The 23,759-nt window shown below is 38.7% G+C and carries 16 protein-coding genes and 1 riboswitch; of the genes, 9 read left to right on the forward strand and 7 right to left on the reverse strand.

What is annotated here, in order from left to right; genetic code table 11:
- Nucleotides 1-166 precede the first annotated feature (166 nt).
- The gene (locus A3Q33_RS18915; protein WP_231295730.1) at nucleotides 167-3,298 is read right to left on the reverse strand and encodes a TonB-dependent receptor; all 3,132 of its coding nucleotides are present in this window, start codon (nucleotides 3,296-3,298) and stop codon (nucleotides 167-169) included.
- Between the two features lie 679 nt (nucleotides 3,299-3,977).
- Between A3Q33_RS18915 and A3Q33_RS18920 the strand changes: the two genes are divergently transcribed.
- The 3 genes from A3Q33_RS18920 (at nucleotide 3,978) to A3Q33_RS18930 (ending at nucleotide 7,323) form a co-directional block, all read left to right on the forward strand.
- Complete coding sequence (locus A3Q33_RS18920) at nucleotides 3,978-4,610, forward strand: TetR/AcrR family transcriptional regulator (RefSeq protein WP_081181410.1); 633 nt, start codon at nucleotides 3,978-3,980, stop codon at nucleotides 4,608-4,610.
- 8 nt (nucleotides 4,611-4,618) lie between these two features.
- A complete protein-coding gene (locus A3Q33_RS18925) occupies nucleotides 4,619-5,821 on the forward strand; it encodes an endonuclease/exonuclease/phosphatase family protein (protein ID WP_081181412.1) in 1,203 nt (400 codons plus the stop codon).
- A gap of 71 nt (nucleotides 5,822-5,892) precedes the next feature.
- The gene (locus tag A3Q33_RS18930) at nucleotides 5,893-7,323 is read left to right on the forward strand and encodes an alkaline phosphatase (RefSeq protein ID WP_081181413.1); all 1,431 of its coding nucleotides are present in this window, start codon (nucleotides 5,893-5,895) and stop codon (nucleotides 7,321-7,323) included.
- 171 nt (nucleotides 7,324-7,494) lie between these two features.
- Here A3Q33_RS18930 and A3Q33_RS18935 read toward each other — a convergent pair whose 3' ends face one another.
- Both A3Q33_RS18935 and A3Q33_RS18940 read right to left on the reverse strand, forming a co-directional pair.
- Nucleotides 7,495-8,673, reverse strand: coding sequence for a cystathionine beta-lyase (locus A3Q33_RS18935; RefSeq protein ID WP_081181414.1), 1,179 nt, complete (start codon nucleotides 8,671-8,673; stop codon nucleotides 7,495-7,497).
- A gap of 322 nt (nucleotides 8,674-8,995) precedes the next feature.
- Entirely contained in the window at nucleotides 8,996-11,443 is a 2,448-nt protein-coding gene (locus A3Q33_RS18940; protein ID WP_081181415.1) for a DNA polymerase II, read from the reverse strand.
- Nucleotides 11,444-11,526: 83 nt separating this feature from the next.
- Here A3Q33_RS18940 and dinG point away from each other — a divergent pair, with 83 nt between their 5' ends.
- Nucleotides 11,527-13,641, forward strand: a complete 2,115-nt coding sequence (gene dinG, locus A3Q33_RS18945; protein ID WP_081181416.1) for an ATP-dependent DNA helicase DinG — start codon at nucleotides 11,527-11,529, stop codon at nucleotides 13,639-13,641.
- Between the two features lie 125 nt (nucleotides 13,642-13,766).
- On the forward strand, nucleotides 13,767-14,192 hold the full coding sequence (locus A3Q33_RS18950) for a DoxX family membrane protein (protein ID WP_081181419.1): 426 nt from the start codon (nucleotides 13,767-13,769) through the stop codon (nucleotides 14,190-14,192).
- 163 nt (nucleotides 14,193-14,355) lie between these two features.
- On the opposite strand, the gene pdsO is transcribed toward A3Q33_RS18950, so the two are convergent.
- Complete coding sequence (pdsO, locus tag A3Q33_RS18955) at nucleotides 14,356-15,228, reverse strand: sortase-associated OmpA-like protein PdsO (RefSeq protein WP_196798009.1); 873 nt, start codon at nucleotides 15,226-15,228, stop codon at nucleotides 14,356-14,358.
- A 272-nt stretch (nucleotides 15,229-15,500) separates the two neighbouring features.
- Between pdsO and pdsR the strand changes: the two genes are divergently transcribed.
- Both pdsR and pdsS read left to right on the forward strand, forming a co-directional pair.
- Nucleotides 15,501-16,214 carry a proteobacterial dedicated sortase system response regulator gene (gene pdsR, locus A3Q33_RS18960; RefSeq protein WP_081181423.1) on the forward strand — a complete coding sequence of 238 codons (714 nt, stop codon included), beginning with the start codon at nucleotides 15,501-15,503 and terminating at the stop codon, nucleotides 16,212-16,214.
- 6 nt (nucleotides 16,215-16,220) lie between these two features.
- Nucleotides 16,221-18,452, forward strand: coding sequence for a proteobacterial dedicated sortase system histidine kinase (gene pdsS, locus A3Q33_RS18965; protein ID WP_081181425.1), 2,232 nt, complete (start codon nucleotides 16,221-16,223; stop codon nucleotides 18,450-18,452).
- 60 nt (nucleotides 18,453-18,512) lie between these two features.
- Here the strand turns inward: pdsS and queE are convergent, their stop codons facing one another.
- Nucleotides 18,513-19,187 (reverse strand): 7-carboxy-7-deazaguanine synthase QueE, encoded by a 675-nt coding sequence (gene queE, locus A3Q33_RS18970; RefSeq protein WP_081181427.1) that lies wholly within the window; start codon nucleotides 19,185-19,187, stop codon nucleotides 18,513-18,515.
- A 69-nt stretch (nucleotides 19,188-19,256) separates the two neighbouring features.
- On the opposite strand from queE, the gene queC reads away from it, so the two are divergent.
- The gene (gene queC, locus A3Q33_RS18975; protein WP_081181429.1) at nucleotides 19,257-19,913 is read left to right on the forward strand and encodes a 7-cyano-7-deazaguanine synthase QueC; all 657 of its coding nucleotides are present in this window, start codon (nucleotides 19,257-19,259) and stop codon (nucleotides 19,911-19,913) included.
- A 128-nt stretch (nucleotides 19,914-20,041) separates the two neighbouring features.
- On the opposite strand, the gene lysC is transcribed toward queC, so the two are convergent.
- The gene (gene lysC / locus A3Q33_RS18980) at nucleotides 20,042-21,418 is read right to left on the reverse strand and encodes a lysine-sensitive aspartokinase 3 (protein WP_081181431.1); all 1,377 of its coding nucleotides are present in this window, start codon (nucleotides 21,416-21,418) and stop codon (nucleotides 20,042-20,044) included.
- A 250-nt stretch (nucleotides 21,419-21,668) separates the two neighbouring features.
- Nucleotides 21,669-21,855, reverse strand: a riboswitch (Lysine riboswitch).
- Nucleotides 21,856-22,081: 226 nt separating this feature from the next.
- On the opposite strand from lysC, the gene A3Q33_RS18985 reads away from it, so the two are divergent.
- Nucleotides 22,082-22,834, forward strand: a complete 753-nt coding sequence (locus A3Q33_RS18985; protein WP_081181433.1) for an ElyC/SanA/YdcF family protein — start codon at nucleotides 22,082-22,084, stop codon at nucleotides 22,832-22,834.
- A gap of 103 nt (nucleotides 22,835-22,937) precedes the next feature.
- On the opposite strand, the gene A3Q33_RS18990 is transcribed toward A3Q33_RS18985, so the two are convergent.
- Nucleotides 22,938-23,696: a Nif3-like dinuclear metal center hexameric protein gene (locus A3Q33_RS18990; RefSeq protein ID WP_081181435.1), complete on the reverse strand. Its 759-nt coding sequence runs from the start codon at nucleotides 23,694-23,696 to the stop codon at nucleotides 22,938-22,940.
- Nucleotides 23,697-23,759: the final 63 nt, after the last annotated feature.

Below are 23,759 nucleotides of genomic sequence, written 5' to 3' on the forward strand. Positions count from 1 at the left end.
TATGGGTCGCCTTTGCTTTTTATAAAGTAAACCATCTAATTTAACGACATTGGATTGGATGAAATGACTATTATCAGAACTTGGCATGCTTCACCGTAGTTCGAAAAACTCAAAAAAAAAGCCAACATAACTGCTGGCTTTTAACATGAGGCTTAATTACGCGTTATTAAAACTTGTAGCTAACACCTACTTTTACACGCCATGTTGAATCTTCAGTATAAAATTTATCGTAGTTGTTAGTGTTAGAAGTTGGTCTGTGGTAAACATATTGTCCGTTATCCGGATCAACCGTAAACTCAGCTAACTCAATAGTACCAAAATCACTACCACGTACTTTACCCTTAGTGCTATAAATCATGTTCAAAAGGTTATCTACTGTAAAGTAAAAAATACCTTTGTGATCATTCATAAAGCCTGGAATTTCTTGGCGTATGCTTAAATCAAGCGTTGTAACCCAAGGCGTTGTACTCACACCTTTAGGTAAGTAGCCACCCGCGTATTTATCTAACCCTAATGCATTAATAGACTTAAAGAAATCTGCTTCAGCTTCTGGTGAAGTAAATCTTACGTTATCATCACCTGGACTTGGGATATAAGGTAAGAATGAATCACTGAATGTACCTGGGCTAAGTAAACCATATGGGTCTCTTCCTGGGCCATTGCGACCATCTACATCATTACCATCTAGGTAATAAGTAATTGGCTTGCCAGAACGACGCTCAAAGAATACGTTAACATTGGTGTTATAACCTTCAACGAACTCATGTTTGAAACCTAAGTTCACAACAAATCTGTGTTCAGTTTCAAAGCTAGAACGACCTACTATCGCTTCGTTACGGTTAATGGTTGTATTGAAACCATAGTTACTACCTGCTGTAGAGCTGGTGCTAGGATGTGCATCAGTAACATCTTGGTTTGTATACGATGTTGTTACACTTACGCCATTGTCCCAAGCTTTACTTAGTACTGTACTAAATATTTTTGAAGTACCATCTTTATCCGCATTAGTTAGCATTAAGTCTGTCGTGTTGCCATCTGCATCGTCATATAAAATACGACCGCCATCGGCTGTTGTACCAGACTCGTCACCGAATAAACTCGCATCTTGCCAGAAAGAAGTGTTTTCAGCTTTTTTGTACATGAACTCAGTCGTCCAAAGTACGTCTTCACCAATAAATGGAATATCTATTAGATAATCAGCAGCAATTTGATAACGCCAATCTGAAGGTAAGTCGTAGCTAGGATCTGTAAAGTTTGTACCGGCAAAAATTTCTGAGCCAGCGACTTGATCAACAAGTGGTTGATATGGAACTTTAATATCAACATCTGTAAATGTGCCACGCTCATCAAATCTTGCACGGCCAACACCTGGATTAGAGTAAGCGTTAGATATCCATACTGTTGGTTGGCCACCAGAGAAACGGCCAATACCACCACGAACAACTAAATCTTCAGAAGCATCCCAGTTAAATCCAAAACGTGGTAAGAAAATATCGACACCATCAAGGTTTTCAGTATTGTCATAACCTGTACGATCAAAAGCTTGACCGTTGAATGCTGGTGCGTCGTCTGATGCTAAACGCTCATAACGAAGACCAAAATCTAGCGTTAAATCGTCAGAGAAAGCCCACTCATCGTGAATATAAAGTGCATGTTCATCACGAACAAACTCAGCAGCAGCATCGTTAGGGTTAAGTGACGTTGCATTTTGATAGATTACACGTTCAGCAATTCTATTTTCAAAATCTTCAAGGCTATCGAAAGTGTAATCACCTTTAGTGTTTTGTAAGAATAAATTGAATATGTCTAAACGCTTAAACTGATAACCAAAAGAAAGACTGTGATCGTCAATTAAGTAATCGCCATCAAGTCCAACAATGAAAGTTTTCTTATTTAATTCATTAGAGTGACGAGAATGATCGGCGCCAATAGCAATATTACCCGAATCTGTTTGGATAACGGTATCAGCATAATTGCCTAATGACGCTTGCGTTGTAGGGTTATCTAAATACGTTAGGCTAAGTTGAGTTGAGAAATCATCATTCCAGTCAGAATATAATTTAAAGGCATAGTTATTTAGCTCTTCAACGCGGTTATACCAATGCGTAGATAAACGTAATTCACCTGAAAATGATGTTTGGTTCGCTGTGCGGTTACCTTTATTGTATTGGTATGTGAAAGCTGCACGGTGATCATCATTAATATTCCAATCTAACTTCAATAGGAATTTTTCATCATCAGTTTTTGGCGCTAAATCCCATACACCAGCATCGACACCGTAAACTTCTTCAGCAATACGTCTTACTTCATTATAATCTGCTACGCTTGCATCAGCTTCGTTAGGAGCACTTCCACCTTCAGGGCCCCACTCAACTGGTGAAGTCGCATCGTAGAATTCATATGATGCAAAAAAGAATAATTCATCTTCAATTATAGCTCCGCCAAACGTGGCGCCATAAGTGGTTTCGTCAAATTCAGTTGGAATTTCATTTTCACCATCTTTTGGTGTGCCTGCCATTCCGTCGTTTTGAGTTTCATAAAAGAATGAACCTGAATACTCATTTCCACCAGACTTTGTTACAGCGTTTATTTTAGCGCCTTGGAAGCCACTATCTTGAGCGTTGAATGGAGAAACATCTATAGTGACCTGATCAATCGCTTCTAAAGAAATAGGAGAGCGCGTAGTCGGGTAACCATTAGCATTAAGACCAAAATCATCATTTTGCCCAATACCATCGACACTTATACTATTAAAACGTGGGTTAGTACCAGCAACACTTAGCTCGCCATCTTTCGAAGATAAAACCGCTAAAGGGTTATTACGAATAATATCCTTGATATCACGGTCAAAACTTGGGGCATTGGTAATATCATCTGAACTAAAGTAGCTACTACTACCAATATTACCTGAAAGAATTTGACTACCTGTTACTGAAATTCTTTCTATTTGTTGTTTAGGATCAAGCTGTACATTTAACTTAAAGGTATCACCTAGGGTTAGATACACATCGTTGTATGTATTAGCGCCGTCTGCACCTGTTACCGTAACCTTGTAAGGTCCGCCAACACGTAAACCTTTACTAGAAAATGAGCCTGAGTCATTAGTGCTTGTAGTCGTTTTTGTACCTGAAGGTAAATGTACAATTTCAACTTTAGCATTAACCGAAACTTGCCCTGCAGGGTTTAAAATACTACCTCTGATTGCAGAAGAAGTATCATTTGCCATAGCCGATGTTGATAATCCAAGCGCAATTACAACTGCGCCAGTAATGAGTGAGAGACGATGAGTTTTCATCATATTATTCCTTGATATAAGTTAAATTTTTGTTTTGTCATATGTTTATATAAATTTTTACTTAGCTAATTATTAATCTATTTATTATTTTTAAGCTTACTCAATTGAAATTAAAACAGAGTTTTCTTACATTTTCATTACAAACTTTTACAAGTCACTTTCTTTAAATTTACACATTTTTACAAAACGAATTAACGAAACAAAAGCAGACTTATTTAACTCTTAAATATCAACAACCTATGAGATAGATTAAAACAAAGGCAAAAACAACATATAACAAAAAACACAACTTACCTGATTAACTATAACAAAAAATCATAAAAACAAACCATTTGGTCAAGATAAAATAAAGTATGATTTTAGCTTAGTTTATAAAGGGCTGTATTAATTAAAATAATTTAACCAAATATAAAATTATTTTTGAAAATAATAAAAACTTTTAATTTAGCAATACAATATGTATTAAAACAGTGCCTTAACCATACATTTAAATTAAACTGACTAATTTTTAAAGAATAAACATACATTCATCAATGAATATACAAGAATTAACGCTCAAAATTGCTGACAATGCGAACATTTAACATTGTATGATTTTAAGCACAGAATAAGCTAAAAGATGTAACATTAAGCGTTTAACGTAATGTTAATTAATATAAAAACCAATAGAAAGGTTATTCTCGTGAGCAACAATACTAATAATGAGAAACAAGGGAGCATACGGGCTAGAAGTGAAGCTGTAATCCTAGTGGCAGCACAAAAAGAATTTATTCTGCAAGGATTTAAAGGTGCTACCGTGCAATCAATTGCTGATAGCGCAAATCTGCCTAAAGCAAACGTATTGTATTATTTCAAAAATAAAGAAAATATCTACCATGCAGTTTTACAATTAACTTTAGATACATGGGATCAAGGTATTGGTGAACTTGATATTAACGATGGCCCTGTCGTTGCTATCGAGAAATTTATTGCTTCAAAAGTAAAAATGTCATTTGAGCATCCAGAAGCATCGAAAATTTATGCTATGGAAATAATCCAAGGTGCATTACATTTAAAAGAGTTTGCCCGTACTTATTTGCGCCAATGGGTAAGAGAAAAGGCTAAAGTATTTCAAGTCTGGATCGATAGCGGTGAAATGAAAGATGTCGATCCTGTTAAATTGATTTTCTTAATTTGGTCATCCACCCAACATTATGCTGATTTTGAACAACAAATTTTAACTATTATGAATCGTGCAGATTACGAAGAAGACGATATAACCCAAGTAACTGAGTTTTTAACGGATTTTATATTACGTGGTTGTGGCTTAAAGTAGGAGTTTATATGAAGTTATTTACAACATTATTAGCAACTACGTTGTTAGTATATTCAGGTATTGCTATGTCAGAAACATTAAATAAGTCTCCTGCCAGTTTACGCATTGCCACTTTCAATGTCAGTATGGAAGCATTGAATTACTTACCTTCAGAATTAGGTAAAGAGCGTAAACCAACAGGAAAAGAATTAGCGACCGCGTTAGCCAATGATAATCAGCAAATAAAAAATATTGCTGAAATTATTCAACGAGTAAACCCCGATATTATTTTATTAAATGAGTTTGATGGCAATGACCCTACACACCAATCTCTAAAGCGCTTTATCGCGCAATATTTAGCAAAAAGTCAAAAGGGTAATGCTGCTATTAATTATCCCTACTTTTATCAAGGCCCGGTTAATACGGGTGTTGCTACGGGCTATGACTTAAACAATGATAACAAAGTCGGTGAATTACCGAATGATGCTTATGGCTATGGACTTTTCTCAGGTCACTTTGCGATGGCATTGTTATCAAAACACCCTATTGTTGAAGAAAAAATCAGAACATTCCAAATGTTTAAATGGCGTGACATGCCCAATGCTTTGGTGCCAGTAAATCCTGACTCAAATACACCTTGGTTTAATCAACAAGCCTGGAACAACTTTCGACTGTCATCCAAATCTCACTGGGATATACCAGTCAATATCAATGGTCATGTAGTGCATATTTTGGCTAGTCATCCTACCCCGCCGGTATTTGACGGACCAGAAGACAGAAACGGCAAACGTAACTTTGACGAAATTCGTTTCTGGAGTGATTACCTGACCCCAAATGCTGCCAGTTATATTTATGACGATAACAAGCAATTCGGCGGATTAGCTGAAAATAAAGCTTTTGTTATTTTGGGTGACTTAAATGCTGATGCTATTGATGGAAATGCCATTAAATCGGGTATCAATCGCTTAATAAATCATCCTCGTATTATAGATCCTAAGCCAAGTAGCGAAGCTGGAAAGTTACATCGCAAGGATAACCCAAACGCCAAACACCATACCGCATTTTGGGGCATGCGAGCCGATTATGTTTTACCTGCGAAAGCGCAATTTAACGTCCTTGGTTCAGGCATATTTTGGCCAAAAGAAAGTGAAGATACATTTCGTTTAATTAAAGACCGAGCGGCTTCATCTGATCACCGACTTGTTTGGGTTGATGTTGCATTTAAAGAATAGTTACAGCAAAAATAGCAGCTTAATTACCTCTCAATTAAGTCGTTTTACTTATTAAGTTAACGGATATAAAAATGAAAAAATTCATTCCAACGTTATTAACTAGTTTATTGGTTATGTCTTGTAGCCAACTGCAAGCGACAAGCCATGTTCCGGTAAATACAGTGGCGAGTAATACACCAAAAAACATTATTATGGTTGTTGGTGACGGTATGGGACCAGCCTATACTACAGCCTATCGTTATTATAATGACAACCCCGCAACACCAGAAATTGAACCAACGGTTTTTGACCGTAATTTCACCGGTACAAGTAGCACCTATCCAGCCCCTGAATCGGGTTACGTTACTGACTCTGCGGCGAGCGCAACAGCCCTTTCTACAGGCGTAAAAACCTATAATAATGCTATTGGTTTAGATATCAACAGACAGCCAATTGAAACGGTTTTGGAATATGCTAAACAAAGCGGTAAAAAAACGGGTGTTGTGGTTACTGTCCAGATAAATCATGCCACCCCGGCTTCTTATTTAGCGCACAATGTCCATCGCTACAACTACAACGCTATTGCTGACAGTTATATTGATGATGGCATAAAAGCCGATTTATATTTTGGTGGTGGCTGGGAATATTTTATCCGCAAAGATAGAAATCTCGTTAATGAATTTATTGAGTCAGGCTTTCATTATATTGATAAATATAGCGAAATAAACAGTATCCCTAAGAATACGCCGGTATTAGGTTTATTTGATCATACTAATTTACCTTGGGCATTAGATGACACCAACAAGCACCGTTTATCGCTAATGACGAAAGCTGCAACAAAACAGTTAGAAAACAAAGATGGTTTTTTTATGTTAGTTGAGGGTAGCCAAATTGATTATGGCGGACACGCTAGAGATATTGCAGCTGCCATGGCAGAAATGGACGATTTAGCAAAAACCATTGAATATCTTGAGACCTATGTTGCAGAAAATCCAGATACCTTAGTAGTGATCACAGCCGATCATAGCACTGGTGGCTTAACTATCGGTAAAAAAACTGAACGTTCAGATCCTAACATTAATAGTAAGTACCTATGGAAACCTGAGTTTTTAAGAAGCATGACAATGTCACCAAAGACAATAGCGCTGAAATTCACTGATGAGGACTTAACCTTGGCTCAAGTGAATGGCTTACTGTCATTCGACATATCGTCTCAGGACTTAAATAATTTACAGCAAGCAAAACTCAGTGACAAAGATATCGTTAAACAATTTAGTTTATTATCTGCTGCCGATAAAAAAGGCAAAAGAACCCCTAAAAATTACCAGTCAGTACTGAATGTAATTACGAAAATAATTGATATGAAAACAAATACCGGTTGGGGTTCTATTAGTCCATCGGGCACGCATACAGGTATTGATGTGCCAGTATTTGCCTTTGGTAAAGGCAGTGAAATGTTTAACGGCTTTCAAGATAACACCGATATCGCCAAGAAAATTTTCACGCTGTTAGGTAAAAAATAACACTGTTTACCGAACGTTCTATTGGAACTTGTATTTTGTATAATGTAGTCGAAAAAATGTAAAACAAAAAAGCGCCGAGTAATTTACTCGGCGTTTTTCATCTATTGGCTTTAAAGTAAGTCACCTAAAAAGTAAGTCACCTAAAAAAGTAAGTCAACTAAGCTTGTTAATCTATGACGATAATGCAGCATTAAAGCGGGCGAAGCCTTGCTCCAAGTCGGCAATTAAATCATCAACATTTTCCAAACCAACATGTAAGCGAATCAACGGAAACTCATACTGCCAAGTTGTGGCAGTACGCATGCTGTTAACATTTGAAATACCTAAAATAAGACTTTCAAATCCACCCCACGAATAGCCCATTTTAAAATGTTCTAAACCATCTAAAAGTGCAGTTAACGCAGCCTGATTACCTTTGTTTAATACAAAAGAAAACAAACCATTTGAGCCACTGAAATCACGTTTGAATTCTTCATGACCGGGGCAAGAAGGCAATGCCGGGTGTAAAATAGTTTCTACTTCAGGGCGTGATGACAACCAATCAGCAATTTTCAGTGCACTAGCTTGATGCTGCTGCAAACGCACACTTAAGGTTCTAATACCCCGCATGGCAAGGTATAAATCATCAGGCGATGTACATTGTCCCATGATATAGCTGCTTTCACGTAATTGTGGCCAATATTCAGCGGTTGCTGTTGCCGTGCCTAACATAACATCAGAATGACCAACAATGTATTTTGTGGCGGCTTGAATTGATACATCAACACCGTAATCAAAAGGTTGAAAGTTTACGCCCGCTGACCACGTGTTATCTAACATTACAATACAATCATGGCGGTGTGCCACTTCAGCAATGGCAGGTACGTCTTGCACTTCCATGGTAATAGAACCAGGAGATTCAAGAAAAACCACGCGCGTATTAGCTTTAATTAAAGACTCAATACCTTTCCCTATCATGGGATCATAGTAGGTTGTTTCAATGCCCAACTTAGCTAAAATTTTATCGCAATAATCGCGCGTTGGTTCGTAGGTACTATCAACCATGAGTATGTGATCGCCAGTTTTAACAAACGCCAAAATAGCATTAGTAATCGCCGCAGTACCCGACGGATATATTGCACACCCTGCTCCGCCTTCTAAGTCGGTCATGGCATCGCTAAAAGCAAATGACGTTGACGTACCACGCCTGCCATAAAACAAAACCTGATTAGTTTTATTTGCAGTGGCATGCTTCATCTCTTTAACAGAATTAAACACTACCGTAGATGCACGTTCTACAGGTGGGTTAACAACACCACGAGTCCATTGGCTTTTTCGGCCAGCATTAATGAGTTTGGTTTCTTTTTTCATGTCTGGGTTACATTCCATGGTTATAGTTTTGGCGCATCGCTTGGTTTAGAACCTAATGCTTTGAAATCAAGCAAGAACTGAAAATTTATCAAGCGAATAATTGATCTTTTCACGTTAACGTTCGAAAATAATTATAGCTATCTAGCCATCTATAATATTTATATCGTGAATCAGCTAAAGAAGCACGCTTTATTTGTCATAACTTCTGTCATAACTTATATAAAAACATAAACGCCTTAATTATTAAGCACAGCAGAATCACTTTATATAACTGAATACTATTATTTTTCTAACAGTTCTAGCAGTTCTAACAGTTCTAACGTTAAAACAAATTCATCTGACTGTTCGTGATCTCGTCAAAACTGGTATTAATAAAAGGCAAAATTGCATCTGCTACCGCCAACAACTGACGATCAATGTAAAATTGATAATCTAAAGCGGCGCTCTGACACCCCTTAGCTTGTGGACCATTGACGGTCATCACATATTCAATCCAGCCTTTATTTTGATATTTAAGTGGCTTGCCCTGCTGCTTGTATATTTCATCGGCTAATCTTGCAGCGCGCACATGTGGCGGCACATTTTTAACATACAGCTCCAATTTTCTGCGCAAACGCTTACGGTAATAGAGTAATTCATCGTGTTTTCCCGCTAAGGTATCAGCAACCATTTGCTTTACGTATTCCACAACCGGTTCGTTATTAAATATTTTCCAGTACAAAGTACGTTGAAACTGTTTCGCCAATTCAGTCCAATCGGTTCGAACACTTTCTAAGCCTTTAAAAATTAATTGCTGCTCTTCACCTTTTTGCACCAGCCCAGCATAACGCTTTTTTGTGCCTACATCTTGCCCACGAATGGTTGGCATTAAGAACTTAAGAAAGTGGGTTTCAAATTCAATTTCAAGCTCGCTAACAATATTAAACTGGTCTTTGAGCAATGCATGCCATTTTTGATTAATGTATTCTTGTAACGTTTTACCCAGTGCCCTGCTGTTTTCTTCGCTTTGTTCATCACCCACATGCACAAAAATAGAATCTGTATCACCGTAGATCACTTGGTAACCCTTCGCTTCTATCCATAATTTAGTGGTTTTTAAAATACTGTGACTACGTTTAGTAATAGAACCAGATAAACGGGGATCGAAGAATCGACAACCTGTTGAGCCTAAAACACCGTAAAATGAATTCATGATAATTTTTATTGCCTGCGATAAGGCGGCATTTTTATCTTTTTTCGCGATATCACGCTCTTTCCATAGCTCAGTGATAATACCAGGTAAAAAATGCTGTTCTCTGGAGAAATAAGCACCATCAAAGCCCTCTATTGCTGTTTCTGGAGACTTTAACCCTTCTATCAAACCCATGGGGTCAATATTAAAACTGCGTATAATACTGGGGTATAGGCTTTTAAAATCTAACACCAACACATTTTGGTAAAGACCTGGAATAGAGTCCATGACAAAACCGCCCGGTGATTCAAAGCCTTGATCGCCATCGCCCATGTTAGGCGCGACATAACCACTGCGATGTAATTTTGGCAGGTATAAATTAGTAAAAGCCGCTACTGAACCTCCAAATCTATCAATGGATAAACCGGTTAATTGCGCCCTGAGCATAGCGAATTCTAATAATTGAGTATGCTTAAAAATCAGGATAACTAAACGACAATCTTCTAAATTGTAAGCCGCCAGTGCGGTTTTATCGTGGTGAAAGTTATCGGTTATTTCCTGTAGTCGGTTATCTACATCATCAACTTTTTTACCAATACCAAGCAATGTATTCGCGACATTATCAAGTGAAAAACTCGGAAAATTGTAAGTAGCGGTTTTTAATAAATCAATACCATCGAGTATCACACGGCCATTAATTTCAATAAATTGCTGGTCACTGGCTTGGTTTTTTCGCCAATAAGGTGTTCTGCCATCGCGACCAATGGCAAACTTAATCCCATGTAAATCGTAGCGTTTCTGTAATAAATCAAAATCAAAATTGATCACATTCCAGCCAATAATAATATCGGGGTCGTGCTGTGAGAACCAAGCTAGTAAACTGACAAGTAATGCTCGCTCATCAGCTTGCCATGCAATATCAATAGCACCTTTTTTGCCTTGCTCGCGCGCTATTTCTTGCTCATTGGCAATCATCAGTACTTGCTGACAATGGTCGCTATATAAACCGATAGAATATAATTCACCCGACATTGAGCACTCTATATCGAGCGATACGGTCGACAATGTAATGTCGGTTTGCTGTGCTTTATCAATGGGTTTACATCTAGCTTGCTCATAGCGCCTATAGTCTTTACTTTGCACAGACATTAAAGGTGCTTGTCGACCGACAAAGGTCATGTCTGCGGTAATAAAACGCTCCATTAAAAAGCGATCATCCGGTCGAATGTCATCTTCGTAACATTTAACCCCCTTTTGCTTAAGGGCTTCTCGCGCTTGGTAAAACTCTCGCAAGCTTAAAAAATAGAGTGCAGCAACATTCGCTTGGTTAAATGCTTTTAGTGCTAGCGGTTTTATTTCGTCTACTTTAATGCCTTGTTTCGCCAAAATATCGTTAGCATGATTAACATCACTGACCTCAACAAAAAAAACTGCCCGTTCGTTATCAATAACCAACTGTACCGGACCTTGCGGCGTTTTCAGCCATAAGGTTATTTCTAAACGATTATTGCGATCGCTAGCGCTGCGGGTCAAAAGAAATCCGCGCGTGCCAGCTAGCGATGGTGCTAATTCTGGAAATTGTTCAGGAAAATGTTGCATTAAGTGTTCTAATTATTCATAACAAACTGTTAATATATACAGCAGTGTAAATCATCTATTGTCGATAGGAAACTACAGCCGCGATGTTAAGCGATAAAATTAAGCAAGTGATAAGAACCTCCTACAAAGCCATAGGTGAAAACCTGACCAACTTTAACCCGCGAAAGCAGCAAACCTTTTTAATTGCTGAAATTGCGAAAACCCTTGCCGGAGATTACGATAAAGTACGTAAAATAATCACCATTGAAGCCGGTACCGGCACCGGTAAGTCTTTAGCGTACGCGTTGGGTTCTATTCCGCTCGCCATAAGTCGAAACAAAAAAGTGTGTATTGCCACCGCTACTGTGGCGTTGCAAGAGCAATTAGTTGATAAAGATTTACCGTTTTTAAAAAAACACAGTGGATTAGACTTTAACTTCACCTTAGCAAAAGGTAGACAGCGCTATGTTTGTCGACAAAAGCTTGCGCTAGCTGTAGCCAATGACGACAGTCCACAAGCCGGTTTTACCTTTGCAGAAAAACCACAAGCGGGCGATATTCGCACCTTGAACAAGATGCACAAAGCACTCAATGATAACACTTGGCCGGGCGATATTGACGCGTGGCCCGAGCCCATTAATCATCATATTTGGCAACAAATCCAGGCTGACAAACACAGTTGTTTAAAGCATTTATCAGACCATAGCCATTGCCCATTTCATAAAGCTAGAGAGACCATGGAGGCAGCCGATGTTGTCGTGGTAAACCACAGTTTACTACTGGCTGATTTAGAGCTAGGGGGAGGCAGAATATTATCAGCACCTGAAGACACTTTTTACATTATTGATGAAGCACATCACCTACCAAAAGTAACGCGTGACCATTCCAGTGCGACTCTTACCATCAAGGGAGCCATTGACTGGCTTAGTAAGCTGCAAGAAACTGGCGATAAAATAGCAGCGCTAGTAAAATCCAATAGCACCATCTCGCCATCAATAAAATTAGCGGACGATTGCCAAGATATATTATCCGACATGCAAAAAGTGCTAAGTTTTATTGATAATAATCGCAGTATTTATTTTCATCAATCTTCGTCAAATAGCCCACTAAAACAAAGTCAAAATCAAGCGCTACAATATCGCTTTGAAAACGGTATTGTGCCAAAATCATTAAAAAATTGGGCCGAAGATTTAACCGATAGTTCAAAGAAATGTTTAGCGCATTTAAACAAGCTTTATAACTTGTTAATGGAGTCGGTAAAAGACGGCGACACGCAAATGTATTTAGCAGAACCTTTGTTAGCTGAATCGGGATTTATGATCCAACGTCTAGAAAACTTTAATTCGTTATGGCAGATGTATGCTAAAACCGATAGTGAGAAAGGTGCGCCTATGGCGCGTTGGTTAGAGCAAATTGAAGGTAAACGAAGCGACTATCTTATTAGTGGTTCGCCCATAGAAGTTGGCTTCACTCTAGAAGATATGCTCTGGTCTAAATGTGAAGGTGCCGTTTTATGCTCCGCCACTATTTTAGCTTTGAACTCGTTCGATCATTTTCGTCGACAAGCGGGGCTAAGAACTGATGATGGCAGCCAATATCAAAAAGTTGATTCGCCTTTTGATTATCAAAATAATGCTCAGTTAATTGTGCCTAAAATGCAGTATGAGCCCAGTGCCGATGCGTTTACAGATGAGCTTATTGCTAAACTTCCTGAACAAATTCAGCGCGGAAAAGCGACATTAGTGCTGTTTTCTTCTTATTGGCAAATGGATAAAGTGGTCACGGCACTGCGAGAACAAACTAAACTCAGTATATTAGTGCAAGGCGAGCAATCTCGACAAAAAATTATTGAAACCCACAAAACCCTTTGCGATAAACAGCAAAACAGTATCATTTTTGGTACGCAAAGTTTTTCAGAAGGTCTAGATTTACCCGGTGACTATCTCACCAATGTTATTATCACCAAGTTACCGTTTTCAGTGCCGTCATCTCCGGTAGAAGAAGCACAGGCTGAATACATTACCGCTAAGGGTGGTAATCCTTTTATGTCTATTTCAGTGCCTGAAACCTCGAAAAAGCTTATTCAGGCCACAGGACGATTACTGCGTAATGAAAAAGACCATGGTGTCATCGTGTTAATGGATCGTCGTTTAGTGAACAAGCGATACGGTAAAGACTTATTAAATTCGTTACCGCCATTTAAGCGTATTATCGAATAAGGATAGTGAATGAAATGGTTATCACACGGCATCGGCAAAAGAAAAAACATAACGCTGAAATTTAAACTAAGTTCCTCGGTCTTTTAGCATTGTTACTAACACTTTTATTTAATTGAGGAATTTATATGTCGACAGATGCTACCCTAGCCAACAAAAATTTTCAGAACAACCTACAATGGTCATTACTATTATTACGTGTAGGTGTGTTTATCGTAATGTTCGTTTGGACGCTAGATAAGTTTGTTAACCCTGCCCATAGTATTAAAATTTTCGAACATTTTTATAAAATCAGCGGTTTTACTGACATCCTTGCTTATAGTTTAGGCGCGCTACAATTAATATTAGTTATGGCGTTTTTATTCGGCATTAAAAAACGTTTAACCTATGGTTTAATTTTCCTGATGCACGCTGGTTCTACATTCTCAGCCTACGCACAATATTATGATGCCTTTAATAACCTATTGTTTTTTGCCGCTTGGCCTATGTTGGCTGCTTGTGCAGCGCTATATTTATTAAGAGAAGCTGACACTAAGTTTACTTTAGGTAAATAACTTTTTACTAAAGTTTCAACCTATAAATTTGAACCGATAAACGTCAATCAAAAACAAGCCAAGGTTATTCACCTTGGCTTGTTTTTTAATCTCCCCCCTTTAAAGTAAATTAATTGCTTGGGATAAACCCACTTAAAGTAGCTAACCACCCTTAATAATCGTGTTAAAAGTTCTTAGCCGTTTGCGAATGCTCTTGGCTTGTTACATCGTTTGCTAAAGCGGTGTTTTTTAACTTGATAACCACTCTTCGATCATAAAAACTCACTTCTTTATCTACTGATGCTACAACCGGTTGCTGTTCGCCAAAGGCAAATAAACTTATGCGGTCAGCTTTTACACCTAGGTCAATCAGGGCATTCTTAACCGCATTTATACGGGCTAATGAAATGGCTTGGTTTAACTCATCACTTCCTTGTTTGTCGGTGTAACCAGAAAGATCTAAGGTCAAATTAGGTGATTGTTGAACAATGCGCGCTAAGCTCGCTATTTGCTCTTGGTAATGCGACTTTATTTCACTAGAGCCAGTAGAGAACTGCAAGCTCATTAATAAGTTTTGCGCTTGTAATTGACTAGCTGCTTGATAGTTTTGCTCTAAAGCTATTAGCTCAGCTTGATAGCTTTGTTCAGCTTGCTCAATTTTTTCCTGATAACGTGCCAATGATGTTGCATTATTCTGTTGCTCTTTTTTATAGGCATTGGACAAATTGTCAATTTTGTCAGTAGCATTCATATTTTTTGCAATCATGTTACCTGCAATACCCGTAATAAAAGCACCAATAGGACCGCCCAAAACAGCGCCAATAACCATACCGGTACCAAAACCAATTTCTTCTTTCAATTGTGCAGAACTTTCTTGCTCTGCCTGCGCTTGTTGTGTTTTTTCATATGAACTGGCAAAGACTGGGCTTACCGTTAATGCAGAAATTAACGCGACATTAATCAATGTTTTTGCTATGCCAGATTCAACTGCGCGTGCTTTATTATCTGTGTTTACTTCTGTCGTAGTTAAGTGTGCTGTAGTTAATTGGTTTTTCATATTAGTGTCTCTCATCAATAGTGTTATAAATAGTGTGATAAATAAATAGCGGCTAACTAATGACCTAATTAGCTGCTTTGTTTTTGATGATGTTATTAAACCGTAGAAAAACGACGACTAAAGGACGCAAATATGGCAATTCACTGAGCAAATGTGGCAAGATTATGGCAATTACAACAATTAGCAGCATCGATGGGGTTTATTCGATATTATTTAACGCAGATATTCACGTAAATATTACGTACTTGCATATAAAGGGATAAGCAATCACCATGTCGAAACGTATCGCTATTGTTGAAGATGATGCCGCCATCAGAGAAAACTACGCAGATGTACTGCGCCTGCAAGGTTATCAAGTACAAACCTATGCTAATAAAAATAGCGCGATGGATGCGTTTAATTTACGCTTACCTAATTTAGCCATTTTAGATATTGGCCTTGAGCACGAATACGATGCTGGGTTCGAGTTATGCCAATGGCTGCGCTCGAAATCGACAACCTTACCCATTATTTTTTTAACCGCACGTGACAGTGATGTAGACACGGTTTCGGGATTGCGTATCGGCGCTGACGATTACCTCACTAAAGATATTAGTTTACCGCACCTGTCTGCACGTATTGCTGCGCTTTTTCGCCGCCAAGACGCTTTAGGTAAACCACAACAAGCGGATCACATGTTAACTATTGGGCCATTAACGGTAGATAGTCAGCGTATGACCATACAATGGCAAAGTCAGCATGTAGAGTTAACCATTACCGAGTTTTGGATGCTATACGCCTTAGCGAAACACCCAGGACATGTAAAGAACCGCAGTCAGTTGATGCAAGACTCGAAAATTTACGTTGATGACTCAACCATTACCTCACATATCAAACGAATACGTAAAAAATTCACTCATATCGATAACGACTTTAATTGTATTGAAACAGTTTATGGCATGGGCTATCGCTGGAACCAAAGCCCAGTAGAAGCTACAGGTAACTAAGCAATTATGGCAATGAAATGGCGTTTTGGCCTAAGAAGTAAGCTGCTATTATTATCAAGCTTTCTATTTACCATTCCTTGGTTTGGCTATCAATATGTTTGGGAAATGGAAAAATACCTACGATATGGCCAAGAGCAAACTATTATCGGCACAGCAAGAGCACTAGCTACCGCTATGCATGAACGGGCTAATCTATTTAACAACCAAGCCAGTTTTTTACCCAGTGTTGAAAAAGGCAAAGACTTATATAGTTATGGTTTGTCAGCGCCGATCCAGCTCGATGGATTGAATCAAGACTGGCCCGACTTTGCCAATAAAGCGCACTTTTATCAACAAAATAACCAACTTTATAGCCAATTAACACCAGAGAAGCTTTCAATAAACTTTACCGCTGCTGTAGGCACTTACGGTAAATATTTATATTTATACTTTGCTGTTATAGACGACAAAGTCATTTATCGTGACATCAATGCCCGCAGTATCACCAATAATGATCATTTAGAGCTCGCCTTTATCAATCCACAAGGCGTATTTAGTCGCTTTATTATTAGCAATAAAACCACCGGTTGGATAGACGCATACCGTATCACTGATATTCAAGATGATATTCCGGTACCGGCAAGACAAATTCAAGGACATTGGCGCGATACTCAGCAAGGTTATAACGTCGAGGTACGTGTGCCGTTAACTGAATTTAACGATAACATTGCCTTTGCCGTTCATGATGTAGACAGCCCGTTAGGTGTAATTGAAGCATCACTTGGCTCGGCCGATCCAAGCTCTGCCGAAACGTTAGGTACTATTTTAGTGCCCTCGCCTGAAATTGAACGCATTGTAAAAGGAATGAGCTACACCAACTCCAGCATATGGGTTGTTGACCAACATCACCGTGTTTTAGCCACAACTGGGAACATAAAAAAAGCCAGCGGTGTGTGGAATAAGCGCGTTAATCTCAATAATGAACGTATCGATAATGCAGATGAAAATGTTCTAATATCGGCTTGGTTTGCTTTTGAAAGTAAAATACTTAAGCCATTATATGAAAAAATTCTCACTCAGCCACCGAGTAACTTTATCGATCAACTTTATGATTCAGAAAACCTCACCGGCAAACATATCGAAAGTGCTTTAGCTGGTGAACCCATGTCGCAATGGCGTTTAAGTACCGATCAACAAGCGGTAGTGCTATCGGCCGCCTACCCCATATTTATCGATGAAAGTGTTAAAGGCGCGGTAATTGTAGAAGAAACGACGAATGGCATTCGTACATTAAGAAATCAGGCATTAGAAAAGCTTTTCAGTTCTATTTTAGCCATTATGTTAATAGGCGCTTTAGCCTTTTTCTTGTTTGCTTCGCGGATTTCAAACCGGATCAGAACCTTAAGCAATCAAGCCGAAATGGCTATCGATGAACACGGCCGCATTAACGGCAATGTTGATACCTCGACCACCAATGACGAGATTGGCGATTTATCGCGGAGTTTCTCGACCGCTGTTAATCGACTCGGACAATATAATCACTATTTAGAAAATATGTCTTCTCGGTTATCTCATGAATTGCGCACGCCAATTGCTGTTGTGCGCACATCCCTAGAAACCTTAGCCATGCAGCAACAAAGTATCAATACAACAACACGAGAAAATGGTGATAATGAACAAAATTCAGCGATTGAAAATCCCTATTTAGTGCGTGCTCAACATGGTATTGAGCGCTTAAGTTTAATCTTAACCAATATGAATGAAGCAACTCGCATTGAGCAAATGTTAGAAAATACCGATAAGTGTTTGTTCGATTTAGGTCAGGTGTTCAACGGTTGCATGCAAGGTTACCGACTAATTTATCCGAAGATTAACTTTTCGTTTAGCGAATTAGCCATAGGTAAAGTACAAGTATTAGGTTCACCAGAGCATATAGCGCAGTTATTAGATAAAGTTATCGCCAATGCGGTCGAGTTTTCTGATGATGAAAATATTGCAGTCAGCGTTGAAAAGCAGAATCACCAGGTCACATTAGTTATTAGCAACAACGGTGAATTATTACCTGAAGAAATGAGCGAGCAGCTATTTGACTCTATGGTATCCATCAGGAAGAAACACAATAATGAACAACCACATTTAGGTTTAGGTTTGTATATAGCGCGATTAATATGTCAATTTCATAGCGGCACAATAAAGGCAGTAAATAAACAAAATCAACAAGGCGTTGAGGTGATTATTATGCTGCCAGTGACAAAGTAACATTTACAGAAGAGACGATCGTGCATGGATTAAAACATCGATCGCTTATTATGTCAGTCGCTATTCAATACCAATGTATTTGTGAACTTGTACTGACAAGCGCCAGTTATTTTCGATACACGTGGCAATAGCAAGTTCGGTAGCCCTTTGTTTTTGGCTGATCGGTTGTAAGTAAATTTGCTTGTCTGCTACTTTATGCTCCGCCAATAATGCTTTTAAGTCGTCAATATGTTGCTCAGTTGCCACTGGGTGCTTAATTTCATTAGCACGTTGCATGGCACTGGCTAAAATTTCGTAACCACCACGCATATTAACTTTTGGTGAAACCGTTACCCAACATTGCTCAGAGACTCGAATTTCAAAAGTACCTGAAGTTTCAACCTGACAACTATAACCCTGTGCTTCAAAATATAAACACAACTCGGTTAAATCGACCATGCAGGGTTCACCGCCGGTGATCACAATATGTTTAGCTTTATAGCCCTGCTGACTAAATATTGCAGCCATATCATCAAGTGATAAATTCGACCATTGTTCGGTCTCTTCTGACTTACCTAATAGTGTTTTGCTAGGGATCTCTAATTCAGGATGGATATCCCAAGTATGCTTAGTATCGCACCAAGAACAGCCCACTGGACAGCCTTGTAAACGAAGAAAAATTGACGGTTGGCCGGTAAAAGAGCCTTCGCCTTGCAGAGTTTCAAACAATTCATTTATTTTATAACGTGTGGTCATTACTTTAATGCTTAGATAATTTCGAGTAGAATGCGCAAGTTTTTATTATACCCCAAGAGACCAGCAAATATGAGTAATAAAGTCGTAGTAATTTTTTCCGGTGGCATGGATTCTTTCACTGTACTGCACCGTGCTTTAAAAGATGGTAAAGAAGTTTATGCTTTAACCTTTGATTATGGCCAAAAACACGTGAAAGAAATTGCCTGTGCCAGTAAAGTTTGTCAGCAATTGAATGTTGCTCATAAGGTTATTGATATATCTGCGATCAACCAATTATTAGCCGGATCATCTTTAACGGATGACATCGATATTCCAGAAGGACATTACGAAGCCGAAAGTATGAAATCAACGGTAGTGCCAAACCGAAATATGATTTTACTGTCACTTGCTGTAGGTTATGCGGTATCCGTTAAAGCTTCACAAGTTTATTACGGTGCTCATTCTGGCGACCATGCTATTTACCCTGATTGCCGTCCTGAATTTGTCATGAAAATGAATGACGTTTGTAAAATTGCTAACTATGAAGCCGTTGAAATTTTTAGTCCGTATTTAACTAACAGCAAATCAGATATTTTAACTGATGGTTTGAACATGGGCTTGAGCTACAATGACACGTGGACTTGTTACAATGGCCGCGAAAAAGCCTGTGGTAAATGTGGTGCATGTCAGGAACGCTTAGAAGCTTTTGCTGACAATAATGTGACTGACCCATTAGCCTATGAATAAAATGTCTGACTCAATGTAGTTAATATTATTTTAAAAGCAAAAAGGGACAAATAAATGTCCCTTTTTAGTCTCTCAATTTATCTGTTCAGGTTTAACAAAATTCAACAGTATTTCTGTCTACATCGAGCTTAACCAGAAAATAAAGTCGCGTGTAATCGTTCAACGACTTGGTTAGCATCAGCTTCTGGTACCAAGAAGCAAAGGTTGTGATTACTCGCACCATGACAAATCATGCGAATATTGAAATCATTCACTTTATCAAAAATGCTGCTACCAACCCCTTTAGTGCCATGAATTTTATTACCGATCACCGCAATTAAACTCAAACCATGTTCAACGCTGACTTCACAAAGTTGCTCTAACTCTTCTACAACCGCTTTAGTGAGCAAGGCTTGTGTTGAACCATGTGGGTTATCAAAGGTCATCGCAACACTGATTTCACTGGTCGTGATTAAATCAACACTGAGTTGATGCTTAGCTAATACAGTAAAAACTTTTGCTAAAAAGCCACTGGCGTGAAGCATTTGCGGGCTTTTAACGGTTACCAGAGTTTGCTCTCGACGCAGCGCAATTGAACGATAGGTCGGATTAGATTCAACCTCGCGCTGTATTCTTGTACCGCCCGCATCAGGTTCTTTACTTGAACCAACAAATACAGGGATATCTTGGCGCATGGCGGGTATAAGTGTTGCCGGGTGAAGAATTTTAGCGCCAAATGTTGCCATTTCTGCCGCTTCACCAAAGCTTATTTCATTAATCGAACGCGCTTGATCAGTAATACGAGGATCAGTAGTGAAAATGCCCACTACATCAGTCCAAATACTTAAATTACTGGCTTCAATAGCTTCTGCTAGCAATGCTGCACTATAATCAGAACCACCTCGACCCAGTGTTGTCGTGTTACCTTGTTGATCGCTACCAATAAAACCTTGTGTCACGATAACTTGCTCAGTAAGCAAAGGTAGCAGGAATGTTTTAGCATTAGCGGCTATTTGGGTTAAATCAACTTGGGCTTTGCCATACAAATTATCGGTTTTCATAACTTGTCGAGCATCAAAGTAATGACCATTAACACCAACAGATTGTAATACTTGAGCAAAAATACGTGAACTGAATTGTTCGCCAAAACTTAAAATTTCATCACCGTTTTTCGTGGTATGTTGCTGTGCTTGTTGCTCCGCAAAACCGCGTAATGAAGTTAATAATGCTGATATTTCATTATTAATACTTTCTTGGTGGGTAAAGTTTTCAGTTATCGCAAATTGAATATCTGCGATATTAGTCATTATTTGTTCACGTTCCGTGGTACTAACATCAGCTTGACTTAAGCGTACTAAATGATTAGTTACCCCCGCACTTGCTGATACTACGACTAAGCGGTTAGTGGTATTTTTTTTGATAATATCCGCGCAACGCAGCATGGCTTGATAATCAGCAACACTGGTGCCGCCAAATTTTGCAACGGTAATATTGTTGGTATTAACTTGTTTAACGTTAACAGACATGTAAGTTCTCCAAGCGTGTTGTTGGCAGAACGTTAACAGCTATACAATGGCATAAAGTTTCGATGGTATTAACACCCGTTTCTAACGGCAGAAAATAACAGTTTAACATAAAAAATCTTCCTAAAAGCCTGTTTACTGAGTGATATTTAGTAAAGTACAGTAAATTATACAGGCAAATAAATACAAGGAAGAGCATGACTGAGCGTAGAGCGAATAAGATTAGAATAATCAATTATTCAGACGGTACTATTCAGCCAGAAGCTCTCCACCCTATGCTAAAAACGTATTTTTAGCGGTGACAGCCCTAAGGATTCAGCCTTAGCGACCGAATGTGATAAGTCCCACTATCAACATTCTCGGCAATTGTCCCCCTTAGTAACAATCAAAGGATGGGCTCCTCATGTTACTTACCTGGCAATTGCGCCTCTTCTGGTGCGAAAATTATCATAAAACTTGTAAGTACATAATGAAAAATACTCAGAAGTTAATGGAAAATAATTTCTAATTTTCAGCGTCGTTATTTAACCCTATCTAAATATAAATATCAACAGACTTTTAGACGTCCAAACAAATTAATTTACGACAAAATTAGCTGCTGCTAAAAAGTTACTTACTTGTTATGCTTCAATAGCTTGAAATAATTCACCTATTTGGAATTTTAATATGGATTTATTTTTACTAAAAAAAATTATCAGCTTAATGATAATGCCACTCAGCGTTATCGTTTTCCTGTTAGTTATCGCTATTTTATTTTATCGTATTAAGCCAAAATTCAGTTTTGTTGCATTGTTAACGGCAACCGCTTTATTAATAATAACTACCCTACCACCTATTTCAGACGCCTTAATGGCACCATTAGAAGATAACTATCCAGCCTTTACCCGCAGCGATAAGCCTGTAGATTATATTATTATTTTAGGCGGTGTTCACACTACAGTTGAGGGCTTACCAGCGACAAGTCAGTTAAAATCCAGTTCGCTAGAAAGGTTAGTTGAAGCTATCCGTATCTATCGATTACACCCAGAAGCGCAAATAATAACCTCAGGGTTTTCAGGTGGTGATGTTAGCTCAAATGCGCAAAAGGTTAAGCAAGCAGCTGTGTTATTAGGTGTACCCGCACATAGGATTATCACTGAAAACTACCCGCAAGATACCGAGGAGGAAGCACAACTCATCGCACCACGAGTGCTCAATAGAAATGTAGTTTTAGTCACTAGCGCTAACCATTTACCTAGAGCCATGGCCTATTTTGAAAAATACGGTATCAATGCGATCCCCGCACCGGCAAGTCCCTGGGTGAAGAAAAACGGACTTACTCCATGGCAGTATTACTTACCGAGTGCAAAAAAATTGCAACAAACTAGTACCGCTTGGCACGAAACATTGGGTCGGATCGTGCAATGGTTTAAAAGCTAACTGCAGACTTAAACAGTGAAGTTTGCGCTAGTTCCCCCTCAAATGGCATCATTAAAAGTGCATGTACCTTGCTTTTTTTCATAATAAGAAAATAACCCTGAACTTACGCAGGGTTATCAATATCAATAAATTTAGCGTCAACTGGCAAGTGTTGATTAAAATGCTCAGCGAGTGCTTTAGCACCGTAACGCTCGGTAGCATGATGACCAGCACAATAGAAATGAATATCCATTTCGCGCGCGACATGAGTCGTTTGCTCAGACACTTCACCACTAATAAAAGCGTCTATGCCTTGCTCTGCGGCCAATTCAATATAGCCTTGACCACCACCGCTGCACCAAGCAACAGTTTTAATCGCTTTATTTGAAGGCGCAGGTATATGCAAGCATTTGCGTTTCAATTGCTCACTTATGCGTTGCTCAAGCACTTGTGGACACAACTCAGTACTGAACTCACCGCGTACCGCTACACTCAAGGCATTACCCACTTCTAGTGGTGCAACATTATCTATGGAAAATAATTTTGCAAGTTGCGCGTTATTACCCAAAATAGGATGAATATCTAACGGTAAATGGTAAGCAAATAAACTAATATCATTTGCCAGTAAAGCTTTAATACGTTTATGTTTCATACCGCGAATGACATAGCTTTCATTCTTCCAAAAGAAACCATGATGCACCACTAAAGCATCGGCTTTTTCCGCGATAGCTTGATCTATCAATGCTTGTGTTGCTGTCACCCCAGTAATAACCTTAACGATTTTGTCACGTCCCTGTATTTGAAGGCCATTCGGACAAAAGTCTTTGATTTGTTCAGGCTTTAATAAGGTATTTAAATAGTGTTCAAATTCATGAAGTTGCATGGGTAAGTTATGACCTTAATTTATGGGTTGAGCTTGAGTAATAATTGAACATTAATTATTACT

Origin of the sequence: Colwellia sp. PAMC 21821 (genome assembly GCF_002077175.1) — a bacterium.
Taxonomy (GTDB): domain Bacteria; phylum Pseudomonadota; class Gammaproteobacteria; order Enterobacterales; family Alteromonadaceae; genus Cognaticolwellia.